The sequence below is a fragment of the Streptomyces thermoviolaceus genome (assembly GCF_045209695.1).
GTDB lineage: Bacteria > Actinomycetota > Actinomycetes > Streptomycetales > Streptomycetaceae > Streptomyces > Streptomyces thermoviolaceus.
Genome location: NZ_CP109280.1, coordinates 3,021,869 through 3,048,846, shown reverse-complemented (window position 1 = coordinate 3,048,846; position 26,978 = coordinate 3,021,869). Strand labels below are relative to the sequence as shown.

Below are 26,978 nucleotides of genomic sequence, written 5' to 3'. Positions count from 1 at the left end.
CGTGCACCGATGTGTAGGGGTCGTGGCGGCGGTCACTTCTTCGAGTCGATGACCGCCTTCATGACGTTCTTCGCGATGGGGGCCGCGAGACCGCCACCGGAGATGTCCTGGCGGTTGGCCGCCTCGTCCTCGACCACCACGGCCACGGCCACCGGCGAGCTGCCGTCGGGCAGCTTCGCGTAGGAGATGAACCACGCGTACGGCTTCTCGCTGTTGTTGACGCCGTGCTGCGCGGTACCGGTCTTGCCGCCCACGGTGACGCCCGGGATCTGGGCGTTGGTGCCCGTACCGTCCTTGACGACGGTCTCCATCATCGACTGCAGGATCTGCGCGTTCTTCGACGACAGCGGCCGGCTCAGCTCCTCGGGCTCGGTCTGCTCCAGGGTGTCGAGGTTCGACGACTGCAGCTTGTCCACCATGTACGGCTGCATCAGCTTGCCGTCGTTGGCGACCGCGGCGGCCACCATGGCCATCTGCAGCGGGGTCGCGGCGGTGTTGAACTGGCCGATGGAGGACAGCGCGACCTGCGAGGCGTTCATGTCCTTGGAGAAGTTCGAGGCGTTGGACCGCACCGGCGTGAACTGCTCACTGTTGAAGCCGAACTTCTCCGCCTCGGCGAGCATCTTGTCCTGGCCGAGGTCGGCTCCGATCTTGCCGAAGACCGTGTTGCAGGAGTACTTCAGCGCGACGCGCATGGTGGCGTTCTTGCAGGGGATGTTGCCCTCGTTGTTCAGGGGCGTGACGGTGCCCGGCATGATCCACGGGTCCGGCGTGTCGGTGGGCTGGTCGGCCGAGGGGTACAGGCCGTTCTCCAGCGCCGCGGCCGCGGTGACCACCTTGAAGGTGGAGCCCGGCGGGTAGGTCTCGCGCAGCGCCCGGTTCAGCATCGGGTCGTTCGGGTCGTTCTCCTTCTGCAGCTTCTGCCAGGCCTTCGCGTCCTCGTTGGACATGCCGGCGAACGACGAGGGGTCGTACGACGGGTAGGACGCCAGCGCCAGGATCTTGCCGGTGGACGGCTCCAGCGCGACGACGGCTCCCTTGCCGTGACCCTTCAGCCCGTCGAAGGCAGCCTTCTGCGCGGCCGCGTTCAGCGTGGTGACGACGTTGCCGCCCTGCTTCGGCTTCCCGGTGATCATGTCCAGGGTGTTGCGGAAGAACAGGCGGTCGTCGTTGCCGGTGAGGATCTTGTCGTCCAGGTTCTCCAGCTGGGTGGCGCCGTAGGCCTGCGAGGCGTACCCGGTGACCGGCGCCCACATGGGGCCGTCCTTGTAGGTCCGCTTGTACTTCAGGTCGTTCAGCCCGCTGGTGTCCGTCTCCTTCGATCCGGTGATCGGCACGCCGTCGACGATGATGTCGCCGCGGGGCACGGAGTAACGGGCGATGGCGACGCGGCGGTTGTCGTCGGCGTCCGCGAGGCTGTCGGCCTTGACGTACTGGAGCCAGTTGTCGCGCAGCAGCAGCGTGAAAACGAGGAGGCCGCAGAAGATCGCGATCCGGCGCAGGGGCTTGTTCACGGGCGGACCACCTGGGTCATCTCGGCGTCGGGGTTGGTGACGGGTGCGGGGGCCGGTCGGCGCGCGGTGTCGCTGATTCTGATCAGGATGCCGATCAGTGCCCAGTTGGCCAGCACGGACGACCCACCGTAGGCCAGGAACGGCATCGTCATACCGGTCAGCGGGATCAGGCCCATCACACCGCCGGCCACCACGAAGACCTGCAGCGCGAAGGCGCCGGACAGGCCGATGGCGAGCAGCTTGCCGAACGGGTCGCGGGCGGCCAGTGCGGTGCGCACGCCGCGCTCCACGATCAGGCCGTAGATCAGCAGGATCGCCATGATCCCGGCCAGGCCCAGCTCCTCGCCGAAGGTGGCGAGGATGAAGTCCGAGTTGGCGGCGAACCGGATCAGGTCGGAGTGGCCCTGACCGAGGCCGCTGCCGAGGGTGCCGCCGGAGCCGAAGGCCCACAGCGCCTGCTGCAGCTGGTCGGAGTGCCCGGCCAGGCCCTGGCGGCTCAGCTGGTACTCGCGGTACGGGTCGAGCCACGCCTGCACACGCATCTTCACGTGCGTCTCGAAGCTCGCCACGCCGACGGCGCCCGCGGCGGACATCAGCAGACCGAAGACGATCCAGCTGGTCCGCTCGGTGGCGACGTACAGCATGATCACGAACATGCCGAAGAACAGCAGCGAGGTGCCCAGGTCGGTCTCGAAGATCAGGATGAGGATCGAGAGCGCCCAGACGACCAGGATGGGGCCGAGGTCGCGTCCGCGCGGCAGGTACAACCCCATGAAGCGGCGGCTGGCGAGCGCGAGCGCGTCCCGCTTGACCATGAGGTAGCCGGCGAAGAACACCGCGAGGACGATCTTGGCGAACTCACCGGGCTGCAGGGAGCCGAGACCGGGGATCTTGATCCAGATCTTGGCGCCGTAGATGTCCGCGCCCAGGCCCGGCACCAGCGGCAGGATGAGCAGCACCAGGGCGCAGAACATCGAGACGTAGGTGTAGCGCTGCAGGACGCGGTGGTCCTTCAGGAAGATCAGGACGACCACGAACAGGGCGATGCCCAGCGCCGTGTACAGCAGCTGCCGGGGCGCGGCCTCGAAGTAGGCGCGCTGTGCCTGCAGCAGCTTCGACTGGTCCAGCCGCCAGATGACGACCAGACCGAGGCCGTTCAGCAGGGTGGCCAGCGGCAGCAGCAACGGGTCCGCGTACGGGGCGAACTTGCGGACGACCAGGTGGGCGACGCCGGCCAGCAGGCCGAGGCCGAGCCCGTAGCTGAGCAGTCCGGAGGGCACCTCGTTGTTGATGGCCAGACCGACGTTGGCGTACGCGAACACCGGGATGGCGACCGCGAAGACCAGCAGCGCCAGCTCGGTGTTGCGCCGGCTGGGCGCCCCGATCGCGCCGATCGTGGACGTGTGGTGCGTCGACGTGTTGGTAGTGCTGCTCATCGTGTGACAGGGCCTCTCACGGCTTGCCTACTGCTTACCGCACAGCGAGACGACCTTCTGCTCTTCCTCCGAGAGAGTGGGGCCGGGGCTGGAAGTGGGCGCGGTCGCGGACTGGGACGGGGACGTGGACGGGAACTTCACCGTCGACGTGTGCGACGCCGGCGTCGCCTTGGACGCGAAGGCGGTCTGCGTGGTTCCGTCGAGGCGGGTGCCGACGGTGTCGCCCTCCTCCGGCCCGGGCTTGGCCTGGGACTCGGCGGCGCGGCGCTCGGCTTCCTTGCGGCAGGCGGACGCCTGCACCGACAGCTCCTCGATCTTCCGCTCGGCCGCCTTCAGGCCGCCCGCGGCGATCGTCGCCCTGACCTGCTTCCGCTGGTAGGGCGGGAGGTACTTCAGCTCGATCTCCGGGTGGTCCTCCTGGAGCTTGGACAGCTTCACCCAGGCCAGGTCCTGGCTGATCCCCCGGTACAGCGCCACGTGCTCGTCGTTGACGCCGACGAAGTACTGGGTCTGCGTCCAGCGGTAGCCGCTGTACAGGCCACCGCCGATCACGGCGAGGGCGAGCGCGCTGTACAGCGAGCCCTTGAGCCACCTGCGGGGCTTGCGGGGCTTGGTGAGGTCGTCGTCGCCGTAGCCGGCGAAGCCGCCCGCCGAGGCGTACCCGTCGCCGGAGCCGGGCGGGCCGAACTGGCCGCCGCCCCTGCGGCCCAGGCGGGCGGCGCGGCCCGCCGGGGTCTGCATGATGCCGTTGTCCTGCAGGTGCTGCTGGTTCTCGGCGACCGCGCCCACCACGACCGGGGTGTCGTGCAGCTGCCCGGACAGGGTGTCGCCGGTGTCCAGGTCGAGGACGTCGGCGACGATCACGGTGATGTTGTCCGGGCCGCCGCCGCGCAGCGCGAGCTGGATCAGCTCCTGGACGGTCTCCTCGGGGCCCTGGTAGCTGGCGAGGGTCTCCTCCAGGGTCTGGTGGGAGACGACGCTGGACAGGCCGTCGGAGCAGATCAGATAGCGGTCGCCGGCGCGGACCTCGCGGATGGACAGGTCGGGCTCGACCCGCTCGCCGCTGCCCAGGGCCCGCATCAGCAGGGACCGCTGCGGGTGGGTGGTGGCCTCCTCCTCGGTGATGCGGCCCTCGTCGACCAGGCGCTGCACCCAGGTGTGGTCCTGGGTGATCTGGGTCAGCACCCCGTCGCGCAGCAGATAGGCGCGCGAGTCGCCGACGTGGACGAGGCCGAGCCGCTGCCCGGTCCACAGCAGCGCGGTGAGGGTGGTGCCCATGCCCTCCAGGGCCGGGTCCTCCTCGACCATCTGCCGCAGCTGCTCGTTGGCGCGCTGCACGGCCGCACCGAGCGAGGTGAGGATGTCGGAGCCGGGGATGTCGTCGTCGAGGGCGACGATGGTGGAGATCACCTCGGACGAGGCGACCTCACCGGCGGCCTGGCCGCCCATGCCGTCGGCGATCGCGAGCAGCCGCGGGCCGGCGTAGCCGGAGTCCTCGTTGCCCTCACGGATCATGCCTTTGTGGGACCCGGCGGCGAAGCGCAGTGACAGACTCATGCGCACCTCGCCCGCCGGCTCGGGATACAGCCGATCGTGTCGAGCCACACTGCCCACCCTCCGGTCGGGAGCGCGCCGGGGCCCGGGGTGTCGGCGGCCGCTGCGTGCTCGCTCCGCTCGCGCTCTTCCATGACGTAGCACTACTTCCGCAGCTCGATGACGGTCTTGCCGATGCGGATCGGCGTGCCCAGCGGGATCGGCGTGGGGGTCGTCAGCCGGGACCGGTCCAGGTACGTGCCGTTGGTGGATCCGAGGTCCTCGACGATCCACCGGCCGCTCTGGTCCGGGTAGATCCTGGCATGCCGGCTGGAGGCGTAGTCGTCGTCCAGCACGATCGTGGAGTCGTGCGCGCGGCCCAGCGTGATGGTCTGGCCCTGCAGCGCGACGGTGGTTCCGGTGAGGGTGCCCTCGGTGACCACGAGCTTGGTGGGGGCGTTGCGGCGCTGGCGGCCCCCGCCCTGCTGGCCGCGCTGCTGCGGAGGCGAGGCCTGGCGTGCGGCGGCCCGCCCGCCCTGCTGCGCCCGTGCCCCCTCGCGGCGGGTCCCCCGGCGGGTGACGCGCGTACCGAACAGATCGCTGCGGATGACCTGCACGGCCACGATCACGAACAGCCACAGTACGGCCAGGAAACCCAGCCGCATGACCGTGAGGGTCAGCTCTGACATTGCCCCCGGTTCACCCTTCGGCTTGCCTATAGATAACGGTGGTGCTGCCCACGACGATCCGCGAGCCGTCGCGGAGCGTAGCGCGGGTCGTGTGCTGCCCGTCCACCACGATGCCGTTGGTGGACCCGAGATCCTGGATCGTCGAGGGCGTTCCGGTCCGGATCTCGCAGTGCCGGCGGGAGACACCGGGGTCGTCGATCCGCACGTCGGCATCGGTGCTGCGGCCCAGCACCATCGTCGGGCGGGAGATCTGGTGGCGGGTGCCGTTGATCTCGATCCAGTAGCGCGTGCGCCCGCCGGGCATGGCCGGCTGCGGGTAGCCGTACCCGCCGGGCGGCGGGGTGGAGGGCATGGGGGGAGCACCGACGGGCGGGTAGCCGTACCCGCCGGGGGCGGCGGGCCGGCCGGGCGCGGGCGGCACCGGGCCCTGGGGCTGGGCCTGCTGGCTGCTGGACGAGGCGAGCGTGCGGCTGCGCACCCGGTACAGGCCGGTGTCCAGGTCGTCCGCCTTCTCCAGGTGGACCTTGATCGGCCCCATGAAGGTGTAGCGCTGCTGCTTGGCGTAGTCGCGGACCATGCCGGCCAGCTCGTCGCCCAGCTGGCCCGAGTAGGGGCTCAGTCGCTCGTAGTCGGGGGCGCTCAGCTCGACGATGAAGTCGTTGGGGACGACGGTGCGGTCGCGGTTCCAGATGGTGGCGTTGTTGTCGCACTCACGCTGGAGCGCACCCGCGATCTCCACAGGCTGGACCTCGGACTTGAAGACCTTGGCGAAGGTGCCGTTGACCAGACCTTCGAGACGCTGCTCGAACTTCTTCAGGACTCCCATGGGGCACCTCCTCCGTCGTGGCCGTCGCTGCGCCGGTGCGCATGCCGCGGGTTGTGCGGGTCTTGCTCGTGCGGGTCTCGCTGCCGTCGCGATGCTCGCGAGGGTCGCGGTCGGTTCTTGCCGTCGTGCTGTTGCGTACTGCCTACCTGATACTGCTCACTGATCGTATCTACGCGCCGGTCGATCGGCTGGTTCCCCCTTGTCCGCCTCGTCGACGGGTGTCGACGCCTCGCCTCGGCCTGCCCTGCCGGCCGGCTGCTGCCCACTCCTTCCGCCCAGGATCGTAGAGGCGTCCGCCGACCAGTGTCCCGCACCTCGGGGCGCACCCCGCCCTGCTCCATGGGAGACGGGGCGGACCGGTACGAGGTTGATACGTGATCACGCCCGGGTCGATACGGGACTGGGGCGCGGGGCCTGTGGCGGGTCGGTCGGGAGGGGTGGGGCGGTGGGGGCGGATGCGCCTGGGTCGGGTGCGGCGGGGCGGGGCGCGGCGGGTCGGTGGGGAGAGCGGCCGGTCGGAAGACGGATGGTCGGGAGGTGGGTCGGTGGGGAGGCGGGGTGATCGGGAGGCGGGGTGATCGGGAGGCGGGGCGGGCTGTGCTGGGCGCATTCGTGGCTGACCGGATTTCGCCGGGTCGGGAAGGGCCGGGGCGTGGTGGGCGAGGAAGGGCTCCGGGAGTCCGGTGATCGATTGCGGCCGGTGTGTCCTGGCTGCCCGGGGCGTCGGGAGTGTCGGTGGTTTCCGGTTTCCGGGTGCGTGCGGTCGGGGGTGCCGGGGCGTTCCGGGGGCGTGTTCGGGCGCCGGGGCTCTGGTGTTGATCCAGGTCACGGGGGCTATGGGTGATGGAGGACGTCTATAGAGGACGTCGTTCCGGTGGGGGCGGGGGACTGTGGGGTGGGGGTGTGCGGGGCGTGTGCGGGGCGCGGGGCATCGGAGGGGGTGGAGATGAGGGTGGGGGATTGGGGTGGGGCGGGGGCAGGGAACGGCGACTGTTTTCGGGCGGGTGCTGCCGGGGTGAGGAAGTGGGAGGGGGAGGGCGAGGAGCAGGCGGTGCGGGGCGGGTCAAGGGCGTGCGGCGACGGGGGTGGTGGAGGTGAGGGTGGGGGTGGCCGACCGGAGGCGGCGGGTGTGGCGGAGCGCGGTCGGTGGTCGGCGGGGGCGGGGCTGATCCGAGGCGTCGCGGGTGGGTGATGAGGCGGGTGAGGGCCGGGGCGCGGGGGCGGCCGGCCCGGTGCGCCGGGGCCGGCGAAGGGGGTTGGAGACCGGGTGCACCTGCCCTCCGGGGGAAGGAATGTGAATCCACCCGTGGGGACGTGCTAATGTTCTGGGTGTCGGAAGGCGCCGGGCCCGAAAGGGAACGGGGCCGGAAGGCAAACCCAATGCGCGGGTGGCGGAATAGGCAGACGCGCTGGATTCAGGTTCCAGTGCCCGCAAGGGCGTGGGGGTTCAACTCCCCCCTCGCGCACCGTGAGGAACGGGTGGCATCGCGAAGATGCCACCCGTTCTTTGTATGTGTGCTCCTTGCTTCCGTGTGCGGCCACAGCGAGTGGTCGCCGGGTGATGACGCGTGTCTCCTCTGCCTCGGTGCCCAGCCTGAGTGCCCGGGTGCGGGAGCGGGCCGTGAGCCGGCCGTGAGAGGACCCGTGGGAGTTGTGGGGTCGTGGGGCGCGGAACCTGCCTGGGGTTCGCGGTCTCGGTCGGTCGGCCGTGTGCCGTCGGGATCTGTGGCAGTGGTGCGGCCTGGACCGAAGTGTGAGGAAGCTCTCAGAGGCGATGCCCCTTTTCGGGGGCGGTGATCAGGGCCGGCTGTTCGGCCCCGAGCTGTGTGCGGTGCGGTGGTGTGCACCCGGCTTGTACGGTCGGGCCGCGAAGCCGGGTGGCGCACGGGGACGGCGGGCAGGGACCGCCGTGTGCAGGGACGGCGCCCGGAGACAGGCTCGGCGAACAGGAATGGGGAGGGCGGTCCTGAGTGACCGAGGGCATAGCGGGCGTCGCGGCGTCGGCGTCGGGTGTGGGGACGGCCGAGACATCGAGGACCGTGGCGGCCAGGGCGAGGCGGTGCGGACCGGGGCGCGGCTGCCGGTGGTGGCCGGGTTCGCGCGGTTGCCGGCGCCGGGGTCGCCGAAGGCCGAGGGCAAGGCGCTGCGGCGGCGCGTCCCGCGATCCGCGCACGCCGACTTCACGGCGGGCGCCGGCCGGCCCGACGCCGTCACGGCCGTGCGCGCGTCCGGCCGGGGCCGGCTGCCCGAACTGGCACCGATCCGCGTGGGCCGGATGGCGGCCACACCGTTCGCGTTCCTGCGCGGCTCGGCGGGCCTGATGGCCCACGACCTGGCGCGCACCCCGACGACCGGCATCGGCGCCCAGCTCTGCGGCGACGCCCACGCCGGCAACTTCGGTCTCTACGGCGACGCCCGCGGCGGTCTCGTCATCGACCTGAACGACTTCGACGAGACGGTCCACGGCCCCTGGGAGTGGGACCTGAAGAGGCTCGTCGCCTCCCTGGTGCTCGCGGGCCGTGAGGCGGGCTGCGACGAGGACAGCTGCCGCCGCGCCGCGCAGGACGCGGCAGGCGCCTACCGGCGCACCATGCGGCTGCTGGCCCGGATGCCGGTCCTCGACGCCTGGAACGCCATCGCCGACGAGCGGCTCGTCTCCCACGCCGACGCCCACGACCTGGTCGGCACGCTGGAGCGGGTCTCGGCCAAGGCACGGTCCAACACCAGCGGACGGTTCGCGGCCAGGTCGACCGAGCGCACCGAGGACGGCGGGCGCCGCTTCGTGGACGCCCCTCCGGTACTGCGCAGGGTCCCGGACGCCGAAGCGGCCGCGGTGGCGGTCTCGCTGGAGGAGTACCTGACCACGCTCCCCGAGGACCGCCGTCCGCTGCTCGCCCGCTACGCGGTGCACGACGTCGCCTTCCGCGTGGTCGGCACCGGCAGCGTGGGCACGCGTTCCTACGTCGTGCTGCTGCTGGACCACCACGGTGAGCCGCTGGTGCTGCAGGTGAAGGAGGCCAGGCCCTCGGCGCTGGTGCCGCACCTGGCCACTGCGGGGTTCCCGGTGCCGCAGGTGGCGCACGAGGGGCGGCGGGTGGTGCTCGGCCAGAAGCGCATGCAGGTGGTCAGCGACATCCTGCTCGGCTGGACCACGGTCGACGGGCGTGACTTCCAGGTGCGGCAGTTCCGCAACCGCAAGGGGAGCGTGGACCCGGCCGCGCTGCCCGCCGACCAGATCGACGACTACGGCCGCATGACCGGAGCACTGCTGGCCCGCGCCCACGCGCACAGCGCCGACCCGCGGCTGATCGCCGGCTACTGCGGCAAGAACGAGCAACTGGACGAGGCCCTCGCCGCGTTCGCCGTCGCCTACGCCGACCGCACCGAGGCCGACCACGCCCAGCTGGTGGCGGCGATACGGGCGGGCCGGATCGCTGCCGAGCCGGGGGTGTAGCCCGGCGGACGTCCGGTCCGCCGGTACGGAGGAGCCGGTGGTACGGAGGAGGAGTCGGCGGCACGGAGGAGCCGGCGGCACGGAGGTGCGGCGGTCCGGTGGTGCACCGGTCGGTGGTCCGTGCGACCCGGTGGTGTGCGGTGGGGGTGAGGTGTAGGGGCGCGCTGCGGTCCGACGGTGGGGTGCCCGCCTGGGGGCGGACGGCCGGAGCGGTGCGTCGCGGTGGCGCAGGGGGGTACTGGCGCGACGCTAGGCTGGTCGGGTGACGACCCGGGAAGCTGAGCAGGGGGACGGCGGCGGCGTGGATCAGGCGGCGTCCGAGGGCGGTGCGGCGCGGCCCGAGGAACGGTTGGAGCAGGCCGTACGCTCCGCCGAGCAGGCGCTGATCGAATACGAGATCGCCGTGGAGACCTTCCGGGTGGAGATCGAGAACTTCTCCCGGCTGCACGAGCAGCGGCTCGGCCCGCTCTACGCCCGCATCGAGGAACTGGACGCACAGATCGCCGAGGCCCGGGCCGCCCGCAGCGGCGACCCCGAGGATCTGCGCCGCGCCCAGGAGGCCCGGGCCCGGCTGCAGCCGATCCCGGCGGTCGAGCATCTGATGCACGGCTGGATGGACGGCAACGGGCTGTTCCCGGAGGCGGTCGCGATGCTCACCGATCAGCCGGTGCGGCCGCCCCAGCGGGTCCGCCCGAGCGAGGAGGCCCGGCGCCTGTACCGCGAGCTGGCGCGCAAGGCCCACCCGGACCTGGTGCAGGACGAGGCCGAACGCCGACGGCGGGAGGACTTCCTCACCCGGGTCAACGCCGCCTACGCCCGGGGAGACACCGACGAACTGCGTCGGCTGGCCGAGGAGTGGGCCGCCGGTCCCGCTCCGGCGAAGCCCCGGCCGAGCCGCAGCGAGGAACTGTACGCCCGCTTGGAGTGGCTGTCCGAGCGCAAGGAGATGCTGACGCTCGTCGCCAAGCAGCTGGAGGACAGCGCCATCGCCGCGATGCTCCGGCTCGCACCCGACGACCCCGACGGGCTCCTCGACGAGATCGCCGGAAAGCTGCACCAGGACATCGCGGAACGGGAAGCCCAGCTGGCCGCTCTGCTCGGCGGGGGCTGAGCTGCCCGGCCGGGCGGTGACGCGCCGCACGCCGACCTGTGGGGCGGGCCGGGCCGGCCGTGGCTTCGGGTAGCGTCGGCACCATGCATTTCGGAGCTGGTGTGCCCACGGTCCAGGTCGGCGACCTGAAGGACGACGACTTCCTGCTGGACGTCCGCGAGGACGACGAATGGCAGGCGGGCCATGCCGAAGGGGCGCTGCACATCCCCCTCAGCGAGTTCACGGCCCGCTACGGCGAGCTGACCGAGGCGGCGCCCCAGGACGGCCGGATCCATGTGATCTGCCGCTCCGGCGGCCGCTCCGCCCAGGTCACCATGTACCTGGTCCAGCAGGGCATCGACGCGGTGAACGTCGACGGCGGCATGCAGGCCTGGTCGGCCGCCGGCCGAGCCGTGGTCACCGGCGACGGCACGCCCGGTCACGTCCTCTGACCGGCAGCAGCCGGTGTCCGTCGCCCGTCGGCCACCCGCGGCCACGCCGCCCCGTCGTCGGTCATCGGCCGCCGACGGGGCGGCGTGGTGACGTCCGGCTGCGACGACGTCGGGCCGGGTCGGCCGCGGTGACGTCCTGCCGCGGTGGTGTCCTGCCCCGCGGGCTCGTGCGGCGGCCGGTGATGCGCCGTCCCGTCTCTTCGCCCGTGCGGCGGCCGGTGCTCAGCGGTCGAAGTCCAGTTCCACCCGCTCCGTGACCGGGTGGGACTGGCAGGCCAGGACGTAGCCCGCCTCGGTCTCCTCCGGTTCCAGCGCGAAGTTGCGGTCCATGCGCACCTCGCCGGACACGAGGAAGGCCCGGCAGGTTCCGCACACGCCGCCCTTGCAGGCGTACGGGGCGTCGGGGCGGTTGCGCAGCACCGTCTCCAGCAGGGTCTCGCCGTCACGGACCGGCCAGGATCCGCTGCGGCCGTCGAGCCGGACGGCGACCGTGCTGTGGGCGGGTGCCGTGGCCGCCGGGGCCGGTCGCGTTCCGGCGTCCACATGGAAGATCTCCTGATGGATCCGGGCCCGGGGCACCCCGAGGCCGCGCAGCGCCCGCTCGGCGCCCTGCACCAGCCCGTACGGGCCGCACAGATACCACCCGGCCACCTCCTGCACCGGCAGCAGCGTCGGCAGCAGTCCGGTCAGCCGCTCCTGGTCGAGCCGCCCCGTCGGCGGTCCGACCTGCTGTTCCTCCCGGGACAGCACCGTCACGAGCTGCAGCCGGTCGGGATACCGGTCCTTGAGGTCGGCCACCTCCTCCAGGAACATCGTCGAATGGGTCGTGCGGTCGCTGCGTATCAGGCAGAAGCGGGCCGCGGGTTCGCGTGCCAGCAGGGTGGAGACGATCGACAGCACCGGAGTGATACCGCTGCCGCCGACGATCGCCGCGTACAGGCCGGGAGCGGGCTCCAGGACGAAACGGCCTGCCGGAGTCATCACCTCCAGCTCGTCCCCGACAGCGATCTCCTTCAGTGCGTAGGTGGAGAAGGCGCCGCCCTCCACCAGGCGCACCCCGACCCGTAGATGCGTCGGCCCGTCGCTGCCGGGGACCGGTGCCGGCGAGCAGATCGAGTACGTCCGCCGGGTCTCGACCCCGTCGGCCATCCTCCGCAGGGCGAGGTGCTGGCCCGGTGCGTGGCGGTACTCCGCGCGCAGCTCGGGCGGCACCGCGAAGGTGAGGGCGACGGAGTCGTCGGTGAGCCGGTCGACCGCCGACACCGTCAGCCGGTGGAAGCGGGCCATCACACCTCCTTGAAGTGGTCGAAGGGGTCCCCGCAGGCCCGGCAGCGTCGCAGCGCCTTGCAGGCGGTGGAGGAGAACCGGCTCAGCAGCTCGGTGTCGGCCGACCCGCAGTGGGGGCATGCGACCGGCTCGACGGCGGCGGCCCCGGACGCCGGGGAGCCCGTGGTCGGGACGGTGCCCGCGGAGGCGGACGGCCCGGAGGAGCGGGTGCGGGGCGGGCCGAGTGTCACGGAGACCGGGCCGCGGGCCCCGCGGACCCGGGGCGGTGCGATGCCCGACTCCCGCAGCTTGCGCCGACCCTCGGGCGTGATGTCGTCGGTCGACCAGGCGGGCGAGAGCACCGTGCGGACGGCGACCTTCCGCATGCCGTGCTCGCGCAGCACCCGCTCGATGTCCCGCGACATCGCCTCGACGGCCGGGCAACCGGTGTACGTCGGGGTCAGCTCGACCTCGACCGCGTCGGCGCCGTGCAGATGCACCGCGCGGACCACGCCCAGGTCCTCGAGGGTCAGCACGGGCAGTTCGGGGTCGGGAACCGAGCCGGCCAGCCGCAGCAGCTCGGCCTCCAGTGCCGTCGTGGTCACCATGACGCCCCCGGATGGCTGCGGTGCAGATGCTGCATCTCGGCGAGCATCCGTCCGAACGGCTCGGTGTGCAGGCCCTGTCGGCCCGCGCCCGCCGACCATGCTCCCCGGCGGGGTCCCTCGGGCAGGGTCAGCGTGGCCCGCCGCAGCACGTCGCCCACGGTGTCCAGCCACGCGGCCTCCAGTGCGGCCCAGTCCACGTCGAGACCCTCGACGGGCTGGAACATCTCACCGGTGTACCGCCACAGCGCCTCGCAGGCCCGCTGCATCCGCTCGTGGCTGACCTCGGTGCCGTCGCCGAGCCGCAGCGTCCACTGCTCGGCGTGGTCGCGGTGGTAGGCGACCTCGTGCACGGCCTTCCCGGCCAGCGGGGCGAACGGGCCGTCATCTTCGGCGAGTTGCCCGTACAGCAGGTGCTGGTAGGCGGAGAAGTACAGCTGGCGGGCGATGGTGTGGGCGAAGTCGCCGTTCGGCTGCTCCACGAGCTGGAGGTTGGTGAAGGCGCGTTCCTGGCGCAGGTAGGCCAGTTCGTCCTCGTCGCCCACCATCGACAGCAGGAACCGGGCCTGGCCCAGCAGGTCGAGGGCTATGTTGACGAGGGCGACCTCCTCCTCGAGGACGGGCGCGTGGCCCGTCCACTCCGCGAGCCGGTGGGAGAGCACCAGGGCGTCGTCGCCCAGGGCGAGGGCGGCGGTCGTGGGGACGGTGGCCGTCACAGGTGCTTCACCCCTTCCGGGATCTCGTAGAACGTCGGGTGCCGGTAGGGCTTGTCGGCGGACGGCTCGAAGAAGGAGTCCTTCTCGTCGGGCGAGGAGGCGGTGATCGCCGTGGACGGCACGACCCAGATGGAGACGCCCTCGCCGCGCCGGGTGTACAGATCGCGGGCGTTGCGCAGCGCCATCTTCGCGTCCGGGGCGTGCAGGCTGCCGGCGTGGGTGTGGGACAGCCCGCGCCGGGAGCGCACGAAGACCTCCCACAGGGGCCAGTCGGTGTGGGTCATGCCTGCTCGCCTTCCGTGCTGCCGCCGACGGCGGCGGTGAGGTCGTCGGTGGGTCCGCTCGCCGGGCGGGTGCCGTGTTTGGCCGCGTAGGCCGCGGCGGCCTCCCGTACCCAGGCGCCTTCCTCGTGGGCCCGCCTGCGCTGGTTCAGGCGCTGCTCGTTGCACGGGCCGTTGCCCTTGATGACCTGCCAGAACTCGTCCCAGTCGATGGGGCCGAAGTCGTAGTGGCCCCGTTCCTCGTTCCACTTCAGGTCGGGGTCGGGGAGGGTGAGGCCGAGGGCTTCGGCCTGGGGGACGCAGATGTCGACGAAACGCTGGCGCAGCTCGTCGTTGGAGTGGCGCTTGATCTTCCACGCCATCGACTGCGCGGAGTGCTGCGAGGCGTCGTCGGGCGGGCCGAACATCATCAGCGACGGCCACCACCAGCGGTTCACGGCGTCCTGTGCCATCGCGTGCTGCTCGGGCGTGCCGTGGCTGAGCGTCATCAGCAGCTCGTAGCCCTGGCGCTGGTGGAAGGACTCCTCCTTGCAGATGCGGACCATCGCGCGGGCGTAGGGCCCGTAGGAGCAGCGGCAGAGCGGGACCTGGTTGGTGATCGCCGCGCCGTCCACCAGCCAGCCGATGGCACCCACGTCCGCCCAGGTCAGCGTCGGATAGTTGAAGATCGAGGAGTACTTCTGGCGGCCGCTGTGGAGCTTGTCGAGCAGCTCCTGACGGCTGACGCCCAGCGTCTCGGCCGCGCTGTACAGGTACAGGCCGTGACCGGCCTCGTCCTGGACCTTGGCCATGAGGATGGCCTTGCGGCGCAGGGACGGCGCCCGCGTGATCCAGTTCGCCTCCGGCTGCATGCCGATGATCTCGGAGTGGGCGTGCTGGGCGATCTGCCGGACGAGCGTCGCCCGGTAGCCGTCCGGCATCCAGTCCCGGGGCTCGATCCGCTCGTCGGCGGCCACCGCCGCGTCGAAGGCACGCTGCTGGGTGTCGGTGGCCCCGATGGTGTCCGCGGCACCGTGCGTCAGGGTGCCGCCCGCCCGGTGCGCGGCTGCTGTCGCCATGCTGTCCCCCTCGACCTCGGCTGTCGTCATCGTCCCGACCGATCGTTCGGTTTGGGCGAGTTCCATGGTGCGGCGTGCCGCCAGGGGTGTCAACTGCTTCGGGCGTCTGTGGATAACCGCGGTCACGGCCCTGTGGACAGGGCGCACGGAGTGTGCTCCCGGTCCCGGTCCCGCTCCGCCGCGGCCCGTGCGGCGCACCGAAGAACGGGACAGACGGACGAGGGAAGGCAGGGTGACGCCAGGCGGGTGAAGGCCGGGAGAGCGGCCGAGCGCTCGGTCCGGCCCCGGGGCCACGACCACCGGGGCTGTGCCGGTGCGGCGCGCGTGAGTACCGTTCCGTGCGGCGTGCGGCAGCGGACGGCCCGTGCGGGCGCGGTGCCGTGCCCGGCCGTACGCGCGCACAGGTGGCCGTGGGGCCGGCACGACGAACGGGATCGGGGACAGGCGGAATGGACGCGTACGACGGGGACCCGGGTGCCCCGGCCGGGCCGGGCGGACGGACGACGTCGCCGCCCGTTCCCGGGCAACGGCATGAGACCACCGCCGGTTCCGGAGAGCGGGCGGGGACCGCCGGCGAGGCAGGGCCGGAGCAGACCGCCGGTCAGGGCAGGCCCGAGACCACTGGTCCGGAAGCGCCGGGGGCCGCCGGTCCCGTCCCGCGGTACGGGACCGCCGCTGCCGAGGCGACGGACGCGGAACCCGGCCCCGAGACGCTGCCGGCAGAGGCCGCCGGGAGCGGCCGCACCGGCCGGCAGCCGGTCCCGGCCACCGGTCTGGCCGCTCTCTCCCCCCGCTTCCGGGCGGTCGCGGCGGTGGCGGCCGTCGCCGTCGCCGTGGTCGCCTGTGTGCACCTGGGGATGGTGTTCCTGTCCGTCGCGCCCGCGAACACGCTGAGCAAGCGCCACGGTGACGCCGTCGACGCCTGGGTCTACCCGGAGTTCGAGCAGAACTGGAAGCTGTTCGCCCCCAATCCGCTGCAGCAGAACATCACGGTGCAGGTGCGCGCCCAGGTCCGCTCGGCGGCCGGCGAGACCTTCACCACCGGCTGGTACGACCTGTCCGCCCAGGACGGCCGGGACATCCGAGGCAATCTGCTGCCCAGCCACACCCAGCAGAACGAGCTGCGCCGTGCCGTGGACTTCTACGCCGGTACGCACGACGGCGCCAACCGCCCGGCCGGCCTGCGCGGCGAGCTGTCCCAGGCGTATCTGCGCCGCATCGCCGTCCTGCGTCTGGAGCGTGAGCACGCCGCCAAGCCGCAGGAGGAGCTCGCACGCATACAGGTGCGGATCCGCAGTGCCGCTGTGGCGCCGCCGCCGTGGAGCGAGGAGAAGGCGTCGACGGAGCCCGTGGACCGGCTGCTGCCGTGGTGGACGGTGCCTGCCGGTGAGGCCGGGGGTGGTGTGCGGTGAAGCGGTGGGTGACCGGGGGGATGCCGGTGTCGCGTCTGTCGGCCCGGGTCACGGACGCGGCCCTGGGCCCGTACCAGACGGCCGTGGTCCGGATCGGGTTTGCGCTGACCTGGCTGGTGTTCCTGGTGCGGGAGTATCCGCACCGGCAGGAGCTGTACGGCCCCGACGGTCCCTGGAGCTGGGCTCTCGCGCACCGGCTGACCACGCAGAACGGGGCGTTCACGGCGCTGATGTGGTTCCGCGGCCGGCTGTGGTTCGAGGTCGTCTACGCGCTGGCGGTGCTGTCGGCCGCGCTGCTGTTGCTGGGCTGGCGGACGCGGACCGTGTCGGTGCTGTTCATGGTCGGTGTGTTCTCGCTGCAGAACCGCAGTGTGTTCGTCGGCGACGGCGGCGACAACGTCGTGCATCTGATGGCGCTGTATCTGGTGTTCACGCGGTGCGGGCTGGTGTGGTCGCTGGATGCGCGGCGGGCGCGGGGTGAGCGGGCGGCGTGCGCGCGGGGGGAGCGGGTGCGGGACCCGGTGGGGCCGGTGCTGTGGTGCGGGCTCGGCGCGGTGCTGGCCGCGGTCACCGCGGCGGGGCGGGTGCAGGGGGAGTGGCTGGTGCCCGCGATCCTGTGGACGGTGTGGGCCGCGCAGGGGCTGTGGTGGGCGGCGGGACGGCGTGCGCGGTGGGCGCAGCCGCGGATCCTGCTGGACGTCGTGGCGAACCTCGTGCACAACGGTGCGCTGGTGGTGATCATGGCGGAGACGTGCCTGATCTATGCGACGGCCGGCTGGTACAAGATCCAGGGGTCGCGGTGGCAGGACGGCACTGCCGTTTACTACCCGCTGCACCTGGACTACTTCTCGCCGTGGCCCGGTCTGGCCGGGCTGCTGTCCGCCAGCGGCACGCTGGTGATGCTGGTGACGTACGGCACGGTGATCGCGCAGGTCGCCTTCCCCTTCGCCCTGTTCAACCGGCGGGTGAAGAACGTGCTGCTGGTGATTCTGGTGATCGAGCACGTGGCGATCGCGGTGGTGCTCGGGCTGCCGTTCTTCTCCCTGGCGATGATCGCGGCCGACGCCGTGTTCCTGCCCACCTCCTTCCTGCGCCGCATCGGCACCTGGGCCACGCGTGCGCGGGACCGCCTGCGCATCCGGCGCCGGGACGCGGGTGCTCCGGCCGAGGAGAGCGCCGGCCGGGACGGGGAGCCCGACCGCGTAGGCTTCCCGGCATGACCGACCCGCTCAGCTCCTGGCACCGGCTCGCCGGCGGCTGCGTGCTGCTCGACGGCTTCCACGCCCTGAAGCACGCGGTCCGCTTCGGCGCCGAGGTGCCGGTGGCGGTCACCACGGACCGGCGGGCGGCGCTCGTCCTCGCCGAGGAGCTGGCGCCGGACGTCCGGGACCGGCTGGACGCCCTGCTGACCGAGGTGCCCGAGGAGACGTACCGGTCCCTGGTGTCCAGGCCGCACCCCACCGCCGTCGCGGCCCTGGCCGTGCGGCCGGACCGCCAGGACAACCTGCGGGCCCTCGAGCTGCCCCGCAGTGCGCCCGTCGTCGTCCTGGACCAGCCGCGCAACCTGGGCAACGCGGGCGCGGTGGTCCGGCTGGCCGCCGGCTTCGGCGCGACCGGCGTGGTCACCACCGGGACCCTCGATCCGTGGCATCCCACGGTGGTGCGCGGCGGGGCGGGGCTGCACTTCGCGACCGTCGTGGAGCGGCTGACCGTCGAGGAGCTGCCGCGCGGACCGCTGTTCGCGCTCGACCCGGAGGGCGAGGACATCCGCGGGGTGAAGCTGCCCGATGACGCCGTGCTCGCCTTCGGATCGGAACGCAGCGGACTGTCCGCACAGCTGCGGTCACGCACCGACCATCTGCTGGCGCTGCCGATGCGCCCCAAGGTCTCCAGCTACAACCTGGCCACCAGCGTGGCGATGGCGCTGTACCACTGGAGCGCCGGCGGGGGTGCGTCCGTGCCATGAGGGGCCGTGCCCTCTGACGCAGCCCGGAGGCCGAGGGCCAGAGGCGCGGCGCCCCTGACCCTGGCCCTCGCAGCGGCCGGCCCCGGACGCTCCCAGCTGCCGGCACCCGGCCCTCGCGGCGGATCTCCCGGGCCTGGGCCTCGCCCGGGCCTATGCCTCGCGACGGACCTCCACCACCCGGAAGCGGCTCGCCACGAACGCGCCGTCGGTGAGCGTGGCGTTGGCCGCCGGGTTGCCGCCGGAGCCGTGGAAGTCGGAGAAGGCGGCCGTCTGGTTCACGTACACCCCGCCGGTGAGGTTGAACGACAGCTGGGCGGCCTCCTCCAGACAGACCTCCTCGATCTTCCGCTCCACCTCCGCGTCCGTGGTGTAGGCGCCGACCGTCATCGCGCCCTTCTCGCGGACGGTGCGCCGCAGCAGCTCCACGGCGGCGTCGGCGGAGTCGACGGCGACGGCGAAGGAGACCGGCCCGAAGCACTCGCTCATGCAGGTGGCCTCCGCGTCGGGCTTGGAGCCGTCCAGCTTCACGATCACCGGCGTGCGCACCACGGCCTTCGGGAAGTCCGGGTTGGTGATCTCCCGGGAGGCCAGGGCGACTTCGCCGAGGGAGGCCGCGGCCTCCAGGCGGGCCTTCACGTCCGGGTTGACGATGGCGCCGAGCAGGGCGTTGGCCCGTGCGTCGTCGCCGAGCAGGCCGTCGACCGCCCGGGCGAGGTCGGCGGTGACCTCGTCGAACGTCTTGGGGCCGGCGTCGGTGCGGATGCCGTCCCGGGGGATCAGCAGGTTCTGCGGGGTGGTGCACATCTGCCCGCTGTACAGGGACAGCGAGAAGGCCAGGTTGGCGAGCATGCCCCGGTAGTCGTCGGTGGACTCCAGGATCACCGTGTTGACGCCGGCCTTCTCCGTGAAGACCTGGGCCTGGCGGGCGTGGGTCTCCAGCCAGTCGCCGAAGGCGGTGGAGCCCGTGTAGTCGATGATCTTGATCTCGGGTCGGGTGGCGAGGGTCTTGGCGATGCCCTCGCCGGGACGCTCGGCCGCCAGCGCCACAAGGTTGGGGTCGAAGCCGGCCTCGGCGAGCACCTCACGGGCGATCCGCACCGTGAGAGCCAGTGGCAGCACCGCGCGCGGGTGCGGCTTGACCAGGACCGCGTTGCCGGTGGCGAGGGAGGCGAACAGGCCCGGATAGCCGTTCCACGTCGGGAAGGTGTTGCAGCCGATGACCAGCCCGATGCCGCGCGGCACCGGGACGAACCGCTTGGTCAGGGCGAGCGGGTCCCGCTTGCCCTGCGGCTTGGTCCACTCGGCGACGTCGGGGGTGCGCACCTGCTCGGCGTAGGCGTACGCCACCGCCTCCAGACCGCGGTCCTGGGCGTGCGCGCCGCCGGCCTGGAAGGCCATGACGAACGCCTGGCCGGAGGTGTGCATGACGGCGTGGGCGAATTCGTGCGTGCGGTTGCTGATCCGCTTGAGGATCTCCAGGCAGACCATGGCGCGCGCCTCGGGGCCCGCGTCGCGCCAGGCGCCCTGGCCGGCCCTCATGGCGGGCAGCAGCACGTCCGGATCCGCGTGCGGGTACTCCACGCCCAGGTCGATGCCGTAGGGCGAGACCTCGCCGTCGACCCAGCCGTCGGTGCCGGGCTGGCCGAGGTCCAGGCGGCTGCCCAGCAGGGCGTCGAAGGCCGCCTTGCCGGCAGCGGCGTCCAGGCTGCCGTGCTCCCCGTACGCCTTGGGGTGTTCGGGGTGGGGCGACCAGTACGCGCGCGTGCGGATCGCCTCCAGCGCCTGGTCCAGGGTGGGCCGGTGCCGTGAGATCAGCTCGTCCACGGTGAGTGCGGCGGCCATGCGGGACCAACTCCTCGTCGTCGAAAGCTCTGCGTCGAGCTGGTGACCTGGCGGAAACATGGGCGGGAACAGCCGGTCAGGGCTAGAGTAACCGAACGATCGGTCGGGGCAAGGGCTTCGGCACGAAGGTGTGGAAAAGCCGGACCTGGGGGTCCGCCGCAGTTGTGGACAACGCCGTGCGGGAGGATCGCGCACATGACAGCACTCGACCTCAGCAGCCCCGTGGCCGTCGTCGGCACCGGCACCATGGGCCAGGGCATCGCCCAGGTCGCGCTGGTGGCCGGCCACCCCGTACGGCTGTACGACGCCGCGCCCGGCCGGGCGCAGGAGGCCGCCGACGCGATCGGCGCCCGGCTCGACCGGCTCGTCGCCAAGGACCGGCTCAGCCCCGCGGAACGGGACGCCGCCCGCGCCCGGCTCGAGCCCGTGGACAGCCTCACCGCGCTCGCGGACTCCGCCCTGGTCGTGGAGGCCGTCCTGGAGCAGCTGGAGGTGAAGCAGGAGCTGCTGCGCGAGCTGGAGGCCGTCGTCGGCGACACCTGCCTGCTCGCCACCAACACCTCCTCCCTGTCGGTGACCGCCATCGGCGGGGCGCTGCGCGTCCCGGGCCGCTTCGTCGGCCTGCACTTCTTCAACCCGGCGCCGCTGATGCCGCTGGTCGAGGTCGTCTCCGGGTTCGCCACCGACGTCACCTCGGCCACCCGCGCGTACGAGACGGCCCGCGCCTGGGGCAAGACCCCGGTGGCCTGCGCCGACACCCCCGGCTTCATCGTCAACCGCATCGCGCGCCCCTTCTACGCCGAGGCCTTCGCCGTCTACGAGGCCCAGGCCGCCGACCCCGCCACCATCGACGCCGTGCTGCGCGAGAGCGGCGGCTTCCGGATGGGGGCGTTCGAACTGACCGATCTGATCGGGCAGGACGTCAACGAGGCGGTGACGCACTCGGTGTGGCGCTCCTTCTTCCAGGACGTCCGTTTCACGCCGTCGCTCGCCCAGCGCCGGCTGGTGGAGTCCGGTCGCCTGGGCCGCAAGACCGGGCGCGGTTGGTACGACTACGCGGAGGGCGCCGAGCGGCCCGAGCCGCACACCGCCGACGCGGCCGAGCCTCCCGCGCACGTGGTCGCCGAGGGCGACCTCGGGCCCGCCGGAGAGCTGCTCCCCATGATCCGCGAGGCGGGCATCACCGTCCGCGAGGAGCACGAGGAGGGCGAGGACAGCGGCACCCGCCTGGTGCTGCCCAGCGGCGGTCATCTGGTGCCGGCCGACGGCCGGACCTCCGCGGAGTTCCGTGACGTCGTCTACTTCGACCTGGCGCTCGACTACCGTCGGGCCACCCGCATCGCCCTGTCCGCCTCCCAGGACACCTCGCCGCAGGTCCTGGCGGAGGCCATCGGCCTGTTCCAGGCGCTCGGCAAGAAGGTCAGCGTCATCGGGGACGTCCCCGGCATGATCGTCGCGCGGACGGTCGCCCGTATCGTGGACCTGGCCCACGACGCCGTGGCCAAGGGCGTGGCCACCGAGGAGGACATCGACACCGCGATGCGACTCGGCGTCAACTACCCGCTCGGCCCGTTCGAATGGAGCCGCCGGCTCGGACGCACCTGGGCGTACAACCTGCTGGACGAGCTTCATCTGCGGGAACCGTCCGGCCGCTGCGCCCCGTCCCTGGCGCTGTACCGCCACGCGTACGCCACCGACAAGCGGGAGGCCGCCTCATGACCACCGCCAAGCGCGACACGTACACCCCCGAGACGCTGCTGTCCGTGGCGGTGCGCGTCTTCAACGAGCGCGGCTACGACGGCACGTCCATGGAGCACCTGTCGAAGGCCGCCGGGATCTCCAAGTCGTCGATCTACCACCATGTCGCCGGCAAGGAGGAGTTGCTGCGCCGCGCCGTCAGCCGGGCGCTGGACCGGCTCTTCGGGATCCTCGACGAGGACCAGGCGCGCACGGGCCGTGCCGCCGAGCGGCTGGAGTACGTCGTGCGGCGCATGGTCGAGGTCCTCATCGCCGAACTCCCGTACGTGACACTGCTGCTGCGGGTGCGCGGCAACACCGCGACCGAGCGGTGGGCGCTGGATCGGCGCCGGGAGTTCGATCACCGGGTGGCCGAGCTGATGAAGGCGGCCGCCGCGGACGGCGACGTGCGCGGCGACGTGGAGGTGCGGCTGGCGACCCGGCTCGTCTTCGGCATGATCAACTCGATCGTGGAGTGGTACCGGCCGGACGGGCGCGGCATGGGTGAGCGCGAGGTGGCCGACGCCGTGGTGACGCTGGTGTTCGGCGGGCTGCGCCGGGACGGGTAGGCATCGGGGCCGCGGGCGGACGCGGCCGGTGAGGGGCCGGTGCGGTCGGGGGCCGCTCAGGGGCCGGTGCGGGGGTGCGCGCCGGCGGACCGGGCACGGGCGTCCTCGCGGGGCGGGCCACGCGGCGGACGGGCCCGTTCCGCGTCAGCCCTGTGGCCCTACGTCCTCCTCTTCGAACACCAGCAGCGTGCGCGTGCTGAGGACCTCGGGGATGGCCTGCAGGCGGGTGAGCACCACCTCGCGCAGCGCCCGGTTGTCCGGCGTGTGCACCAGCAGCAGCACGTCGAAGTCACCGCCCACCAGGGCGATGTGGGAGGCGCCGGGCAGGGTGCGCAGCTGCTCGCGCACCGTCCGCCAGGAGTTCTGCACGATCTTCAGCGTGATGTACGCCGATGTGCCCTGACCGGCGCGTTCGTGGTCGACGCGGGCCCCGAAGCCGCGGATGACGCCGTCCTCGACGAGGCGGTTGATCCGGGCGTAGGCGTTGGCGCGCGAGACGTGCACCCGTTCGGCGACCGAGCGGATCGAGGCACGGCCGTCCGTCTGGAGTATGCGGAGGATGTCGTGGTCGACGGCGTCCAGCGGGCGCGGCGGCGGCAGGGCGCTCCCGTCCGGGTCGTCGGCCAAATGTTCAGGTGCCATATGCCGCCACCTCCCTACCATGGACGTACTGCGTCCATCCCACGGAGCGAAGAACCGTTTGTCCACAGCCTGGGGCCGCCTGTAGCCAAATTGTGTCGGCGACCGAACAATCGGTAGGTGAGGCGGGTCACCTCGACGCGCCTTCCACAGCCGCTCCCATGAGGAGGTGCCGTCATGACGGTCATGGAGCAGCGGGGTGCCTACCGGCCATCGCCGCCGCCCGCCTGGCAGCCCCGCACCGACCCCGCGCCGCTGCTGCCCGACCCGGAGCCCTACCGCGTCCTCGGCACGCCGGCAGCGGCACAGGCCGACCCGGAGCTGCTGCACCGTCTGTACGTGAAGCTGGTCCACGGCCGTCGGTACAACACGCAGGCCACCGCCCTGACCAAGCAGGGCCGACTGGCCGTCTACCCCTCCAGCACCGGCCAGGAGGCCTGCGAGGTCGCCGCCGCCCTGGTCCTCGAGGACCGCGACTGGCTCTTCCCCAGCTACCGCGACACGCTCGCCGTCGTGACCCGCGGCGTCGACCCCGTCGAGACGCTCACCCTGCTGCGCGGAGACTGGCACACCGGCTGGGACCCCTACGCCCACCGGGTCGCGCCGCTGTCCACCCCGCTGGCCACGCAGCTGCCGCACGCCGTCGGCCTGGCCCACGCGGCCCGCCTCAAGGGCGACGACGTGGTGGCGCTCGCCATGGTCGGCGACGGAGGCACCAGCGAGGGCGACTTCCACGAGGCGCTGAACTTCGCCGCCGTCTGGCAGGCCCCGGTGGTGTTCCTGGTGCAGAACAACGGGTTCGCCATCTCCGTCCCGCTCAGCAAGCAGACCGCGGCCCCCTCCCTGGCCCACAAGGCCGTCGGCTACGGCATCCCGGGCCGCCTGGTCGACGGCAACGACGCCGCCGCCGTGCACGAGGTGCTCGGCGAGGCGGTACGGCGGGCACGGGCCGGCGGCGGCCCGACCCTCGTGGAGGCGGTCACCTACCGCATCGACGCCCACACCAACGCCGACGACGCCACCCGGTACCGCACCGACGACGAGGTCGAGGCCTGGCGCGGCCACGACCCGGTCCAGCTGCTGGAACGGGAGCTGACCGAACGGGGCCTGATCGACGAGGCGGGCATCGCCGCCGTCCGCGAGGACGCCGAGACGATGGCCGCGCGCCTGCGGGAACGCATGCACCAGGACCCGGTGCTCGACCCGATGGACCTGTTCGCGCACGTCTACGCCGAGCCCACGCCGCAGCTGCGCGAGCAGCAGCGGATGCTCCAGGCCGAGCTGCAGGCCGAGGCGGAGGAGGGGACGACCCGATGACCACCGTCGCACTCAAGCCGGCCACCTTCGCCCAGGCCCTCAGCCGCGCCCTGCGCGACGCCCTGGCCGAGGACCCGTCCGTGCACATCCTGGGCGAGGACGTCGGCACGCTCGGCGGCGTCTTCCGCATCACCGACGGCCTCGCCGCGGAGTTCGGCGACCAGCGCTGCTTCGACACCCCGCTGGCGGAGGCCGGCATCCTCGGCACCGCCGTCGGCATGGCCATGTACGGGCTGCGCCCGGTCGTGGAGATGCAGTTCGACGCCTTCGCCTACCCGGCGTTCGAGCAGCTCGCCAGCCATGTCGCGAAGATGCGCAACCGCACCCGCGGCACGATGCCGCTCCCGCTGACCATCCGCATCCCCTACGGCGGCGGCATCGGCGGCGTCGAGCACCACAGCGACTCCTCCGAGGCGTACTACATGGCGACTCCGGGGCTCCATGTCGTCACGCCCGCCACCGTCGCCGACGCCTATGGGATGCTGCGCGCCGCCATCGCCTCCGACGACCCGGTCGTCTTCCTCGAACCCAAGCGGCTGTACTGGTCCAAGGACACCTGGAACCCCGACGAGCCGACGCCCGTGGAGCCGACAGGCCGTGCCGTGGTGCGGCGCACCGGGCGGAGCGCCACGCTCATCACCTACGGCCCGTCCCTGCCCGTCTGCCTGGAGGCCGCCGAGGCCGCCCGCGAGGAGGGCTGGGACCTGGAGGTCGTCGACCTGCGCTCGCTGGTGCCGTTCGACGACGAGACGGTGTGCGCCTCGGTGCGGCGCACCGGACGCGCCGTGGTCGTGCACGAGTCGGGCTCCTTCGGCGGGCCGGGCGGAGAGATCGCCGCCCGGGTGACCGAGCGCTGCTTCCACCACTTGGAGGCTCCGGTGCTGCGCGTCGCCGGGTTCGACATCCCCTACCCGCCGCCGATGCTGGAGCGGCACCATCTGCCCGGCGTCGACCGGATCCTGGACGCGGTGGCCCGCCTGCAGTGGGAGGCCGAGAGCTGATGGCACAGGTGCTGGAGTTCAAGCTGCCCGACCTCGGTGAGGGGCTCACCGAGGCGGAGATCGTCCGCTGGCTGGTCCAGGTGGGCGACGTCGTCGCCGTGGACCAGCCGGTCGTCGAGGTGGAGACGGCCAAGGCGATGGTCGAGGTGCCCTGCCCCTACGGCGGCGTGGTCACCGCCCGCTTCGGCGAGGAGGGCACGGAGCTGCCCGTGGGTGCGCCGCTGCTGACGGTCGCCGTGGGCGAGCCGTCCGAGGCGCCCGAGCCGGCCGCCGAGGACCGGGCCGACGGCTCCGGCTCCGGCAACGTCCTGGTCGGCTACGGCACGGGCGGCGCCCGCGCGGCACGTCGCCGCCGGATACGGCCCGCCCCGCTCGCGCCCGCCGGTCAGGCCGCGTCCCCGGCCGCCGCGCGCGACACGGTGACCGCCGCCCCTGCACCTGCCGCCGGTCCCGCCTCCTCCGCCGCGGCACCGGGCCGTGCCTCCCGGGTGGCCCGCGCATCCCGCGCGGCGCGGGCGGACGCCGCTGCCGCCTCCGTGTCGCAGGCGAGCGCCCCCGCGGACGGTCCCGTGCCCGTGATCTCCCCGCTGGTGCGGCGGCTCGCCCGGCAGCACGGCGTGGACCTGCGCAGGCTCACCGGTTCCGGGCCCGAGGGGCTGATCCTGCGCGCGGACGTCGAGAAGGCCCTGCGGGCCAAGGAAGCCGCCGGGACGGACGGTGTCCCGGCCGCTGCTCCGGCCGGGATCGGGGCCGCCGCTGCCGGGGCCACCGGTGCCGTACCGCTCGGCACGCCGCCCGCCGCGCGTCCGGCGGGCGTGCCGGGCACCGACGCCGGCGGGCGCATCCCGCTCAAGGGCATCCGGGGCGCGGTCGCCGACAAGCTGACCCGGAGCCGGCGGGAGATCCCGGACGCGACGTGCTGGGTGGACGCCGACGCCACGGAGCTGCTGCGCACCCGGGCGGCCATGAACGCGGCCGGCGGGCCGAAGATCTCCCTGCTCGCCCTGCTCGCGCGGATCTGCACCGCCGCGCTCGCCCGCTACCCGCAGCTGAACGCGACCGTGGACACCGAGGCGAGGGAGGTGGTCCTGCTCGACCGCGTGCACCTCGGCTTCGCCGCCCAGACCGACCGCGGGCTGGTCGTGCCCGTCGTCCGGGACGCGCACACGCGCAACGCCGAGGCGCTCACCGACGAGTTCGCACGGCTCACCGAGGCGGCCCGGGCCGGCACGCTCACGCCCGCGGACCTCACCGGCGGCACCTTCACGCTGAACAACTACGGCGTGTTCGGCGTCGACGGCTCCACGCCGATCATCAACCATCCCGAGGCCGCCATGCTCGGCGTCGGCCGCATCGTCCCCAAGCCGTGGGTGCACGAGGGCGAGCTGGCGGTGCGTCAGGTCGTGCAGCTCTCGCTGACCTTCGACCACCGGGTGTGCGACGGCGGTACGGCGGGCGGCTTCCTCCGCCATGTGGCGGACTGCGTCGAGCAGCCCGCGATGCTGCTGCGCACGCTCTGACCCCTGACCGCCCGACCGCGTGGGGGCGGGGAGGTACCCGCCCCCACGTTCCCTG

General features: G+C 72.7%; 23 protein-coding genes and 1 tRNA gene. 12 read left to right on the top strand and 12 right to left on the bottom strand.

Annotated features, from left to right (window positions below; translation table 11 throughout):
• Positions 1-32: 32 nt before the first annotated feature.
• From OG899_RS13310 to OG899_RS13290, 5 genes are all read right to left on the bottom strand, one after another.
• Positions 33-1,514 (bottom strand): penicillin-binding transpeptidase domain-containing protein, encoded by a 1,482-nt coding sequence (locus OG899_RS13310; RefSeq protein WP_125500456.1) that lies wholly within the window; start codon positions 1,512-1,514, stop codon positions 33-35.
• Positions 1,511-2,950 carry an FtsW/RodA/SpoVE family cell cycle protein gene (locus OG899_RS13305; protein WP_125500457.1) on the bottom strand — a complete coding sequence of 480 codons (1,440 nt, stop codon included), beginning with the start codon at positions 2,948-2,950 and terminating at the stop codon, positions 1,511-1,513. Before OG899_RS13305 ends, OG899_RS13310 begins: the two co-directional genes overlap by 4 nt.
• Before the next feature lie 27 nt (positions 2,951-2,977).
• Complete coding sequence (locus tag OG899_RS13300; RefSeq protein ID WP_185867981.1) at positions 2,978-4,507, bottom strand: Stp1/IreP family PP2C-type Ser/Thr phosphatase; 1,530 nt, start codon at positions 4,505-4,507, stop codon at positions 2,978-2,980.
• Positions 4,508-4,647: 140 nt separating this feature from the next.
• Complete coding sequence (locus OG899_RS13295) at positions 4,648-5,172, bottom strand: FHA domain-containing protein (protein ID WP_125500459.1); 525 nt, start codon at positions 5,170-5,172, stop codon at positions 4,648-4,650.
• A gap of 10 nt (positions 5,173-5,182) precedes the next feature.
• Positions 5,183-5,998 carry a DUF3662 and FHA domain-containing protein gene (locus tag OG899_RS13290; protein WP_125500460.1) on the bottom strand — a complete coding sequence of 272 codons (816 nt, stop codon included), beginning with the start codon at positions 5,996-5,998 and terminating at the stop codon, positions 5,183-5,185.
• Between the two features lie 1,382 nt (positions 5,999-7,380).
• On the opposite strand from OG899_RS13290, the gene OG899_RS13285 reads away from it, so the two are divergent.
• The 4 genes from OG899_RS13285 to OG899_RS13270 all read left to right on the top strand — a co-directional run bounded on the left by OG899_RS13285 (position 7,381) and on the right by OG899_RS13270 (position 10,994).
• Positions 7,381-7,464: transfer RNA gene (locus tag OG899_RS13285), tRNA-Leu, on the top strand.
• Between the two features lie 485 nt (positions 7,465-7,949).
• The gene (locus OG899_RS13280; protein WP_189427932.1) at positions 7,950-9,452 is read left to right on the top strand and encodes a DUF2252 domain-containing protein; all 1,503 of its coding nucleotides are present in this window, start codon (positions 7,950-7,952) and stop codon (positions 9,450-9,452) included.
• 262 nt (positions 9,453-9,714) lie between these two features.
• On the top strand, positions 9,715-10,563 hold the full coding sequence (locus OG899_RS13275; RefSeq protein WP_168132389.1) for a hypothetical protein: 849 nt from the start codon (positions 9,715-9,717) through the stop codon (positions 10,561-10,563).
• Between the two features lie 101 nt (positions 10,564-10,664).
• Positions 10,665-10,994: a rhodanese-like domain-containing protein gene (locus OG899_RS13270; protein ID WP_125499338.1), complete on the top strand. Its 330-nt coding sequence runs from the start codon at positions 10,665-10,667 to the stop codon at positions 10,992-10,994.
• Positions 10,995-11,216: 222 nt separating this feature from the next.
• Here OG899_RS13270 and OG899_RS13265 read toward each other — a convergent pair whose 3' ends face one another.
• Genes OG899_RS13265 through paaA form a run of 5 tightly spaced genes read right to left on the bottom strand, consistent with a single transcriptional unit; the run spans position 11,217 to position 14,920 of the window.
• Positions 11,217-12,281: a 2Fe-2S iron-sulfur cluster-binding protein gene (locus tag OG899_RS13265; protein WP_125499333.1), complete on the bottom strand. Its 1,065-nt coding sequence runs from the start codon at positions 12,279-12,281 to the stop codon at positions 11,217-11,219.
• Positions 12,281-12,868 (bottom strand): 1,2-phenylacetyl-CoA epoxidase subunit PaaD, encoded by a 588-nt coding sequence (gene paaD, locus OG899_RS13260; protein ID WP_168132390.1) that lies wholly within the window; start codon positions 12,866-12,868, stop codon positions 12,281-12,283. Before paaD ends, OG899_RS13265 begins: the two co-directional genes overlap by 1 nt.
• Positions 12,862-13,581 (bottom strand): 1,2-phenylacetyl-CoA epoxidase subunit PaaC, encoded by a 720-nt coding sequence (gene paaC, locus OG899_RS13255; RefSeq protein ID WP_168132391.1) that lies wholly within the window; start codon positions 13,579-13,581, stop codon positions 12,862-12,864. Before paaC ends, paaD begins: the two co-directional genes overlap by 7 nt.
• Positions 13,578-13,865: a 1,2-phenylacetyl-CoA epoxidase subunit PaaB gene (paaB, locus tag OG899_RS13250; protein WP_125499330.1), complete on the bottom strand. Its 288-nt coding sequence runs from the start codon at positions 13,863-13,865 to the stop codon at positions 13,578-13,580. The genes paaC and paaB overlap by 4 nt, the downstream gene beginning before the upstream one ends.
• On the bottom strand, positions 13,862-14,920 hold the full coding sequence (paaA, locus tag OG899_RS13245) for a 1,2-phenylacetyl-CoA epoxidase subunit PaaA (RefSeq protein ID WP_168132392.1): 1,059 nt from the start codon (positions 14,918-14,920) through the stop codon (positions 13,862-13,864). The genes paaB and paaA overlap by 4 nt, the downstream gene beginning before the upstream one ends.
• Positions 14,921-15,732: 812 nt before the next feature.
• Here paaA and OG899_RS13240 point away from each other — a divergent pair.
• From OG899_RS13240 to OG899_RS13230, 3 genes are read left to right on the top strand one after another with little or no spacing between them, the layout of a single operon-like run.
• Entirely contained in the window at positions 15,733-16,332 is a 600-nt protein-coding gene (locus OG899_RS13240; protein ID WP_373296041.1) for a DUF5819 family protein, read from the top strand.
• A gap of 20 nt (positions 16,333-16,352) precedes the next feature.
• Positions 16,353-17,552, top strand: coding sequence for an HTTM domain-containing protein (locus OG899_RS13235; RefSeq protein ID WP_125499328.1), 1,200 nt, complete (start codon positions 16,353-16,355; stop codon positions 17,550-17,552).
• Positions 17,549-18,298 (top strand): RNA methyltransferase, encoded by a 750-nt coding sequence (locus OG899_RS13230; RefSeq protein ID WP_168132394.1) that lies wholly within the window; start codon positions 17,549-17,551, stop codon positions 18,296-18,298. The genes OG899_RS13235 and OG899_RS13230 overlap by 4 nt, the downstream gene beginning before the upstream one ends.
• A gap of 150 nt (positions 18,299-18,448) precedes the next feature.
• Here the strand turns inward: OG899_RS13230 and paaN are convergent, their stop codons facing one another.
• The gene (gene paaN / locus OG899_RS13225; RefSeq protein ID WP_168132395.1) at positions 18,449-20,140 is read right to left on the bottom strand and encodes a phenylacetic acid degradation protein PaaN; all 1,692 of its coding nucleotides are present in this window, start codon (positions 20,138-20,140) and stop codon (positions 18,449-18,451) included.
• Between the two features lie 195 nt (positions 20,141-20,335).
• On the opposite strand from paaN, the gene OG899_RS13220 reads away from it, so the two are divergent.
• The gene (locus OG899_RS13220) at positions 20,336-21,859 is read left to right on the top strand and encodes a 3-hydroxyacyl-CoA dehydrogenase (protein WP_168132396.1); all 1,524 of its coding nucleotides are present in this window, start codon (positions 20,336-20,338) and stop codon (positions 21,857-21,859) included.
• Positions 21,856-22,446 (top strand): TetR/AcrR family transcriptional regulator, encoded by a 591-nt coding sequence (locus OG899_RS13215; protein WP_125499324.1) that lies wholly within the window; start codon positions 21,856-21,858, stop codon positions 22,444-22,446. Before OG899_RS13220 ends, OG899_RS13215 begins: the two co-directional genes overlap by 4 nt.
• Before the next feature lie 144 nt (positions 22,447-22,590).
• Here OG899_RS13215 and OG899_RS13210 read toward each other — a convergent pair whose 3' ends face one another.
• Positions 22,591-23,088 carry an Lrp/AsnC family transcriptional regulator gene (locus OG899_RS13210; RefSeq protein ID WP_229814004.1) on the bottom strand — a complete coding sequence of 166 codons (498 nt, stop codon included), beginning with the start codon at positions 23,086-23,088 and terminating at the stop codon, positions 22,591-22,593.
• A 174-nt stretch (positions 23,089-23,262) separates the two neighbouring features.
• Here OG899_RS13210 and pdhA point away from each other — a divergent pair, with 174 nt between their 5' ends.
• The 3 genes from pdhA to OG899_RS13195 are packed head-to-tail and all read left to right on the top strand — an operon-like array spanning position 23,263 to position 26,923.
• Complete coding sequence (gene pdhA, locus OG899_RS13205) at positions 23,263-24,402, top strand: pyruvate dehydrogenase (acetyl-transferring) E1 component subunit alpha (protein ID WP_125499323.1); 1,140 nt, start codon at positions 23,263-23,265, stop codon at positions 24,400-24,402.
• Positions 24,399-25,403, top strand: coding sequence for an alpha-ketoacid dehydrogenase subunit beta (locus OG899_RS13200; protein WP_125499322.1), 1,005 nt, complete (start codon positions 24,399-24,401; stop codon positions 25,401-25,403). The genes pdhA and OG899_RS13200 overlap by 4 nt, the downstream gene beginning before the upstream one ends.
• Positions 25,403-26,923, top strand: coding sequence for a dihydrolipoamide acetyltransferase family protein (locus tag OG899_RS13195; protein WP_168132397.1), 1,521 nt, complete (start codon positions 25,403-25,405; stop codon positions 26,921-26,923). The genes OG899_RS13200 and OG899_RS13195 overlap by 1 nt, the downstream gene beginning before the upstream one ends.
• Positions 26,924-26,978: the final 55 nt, after the last annotated feature.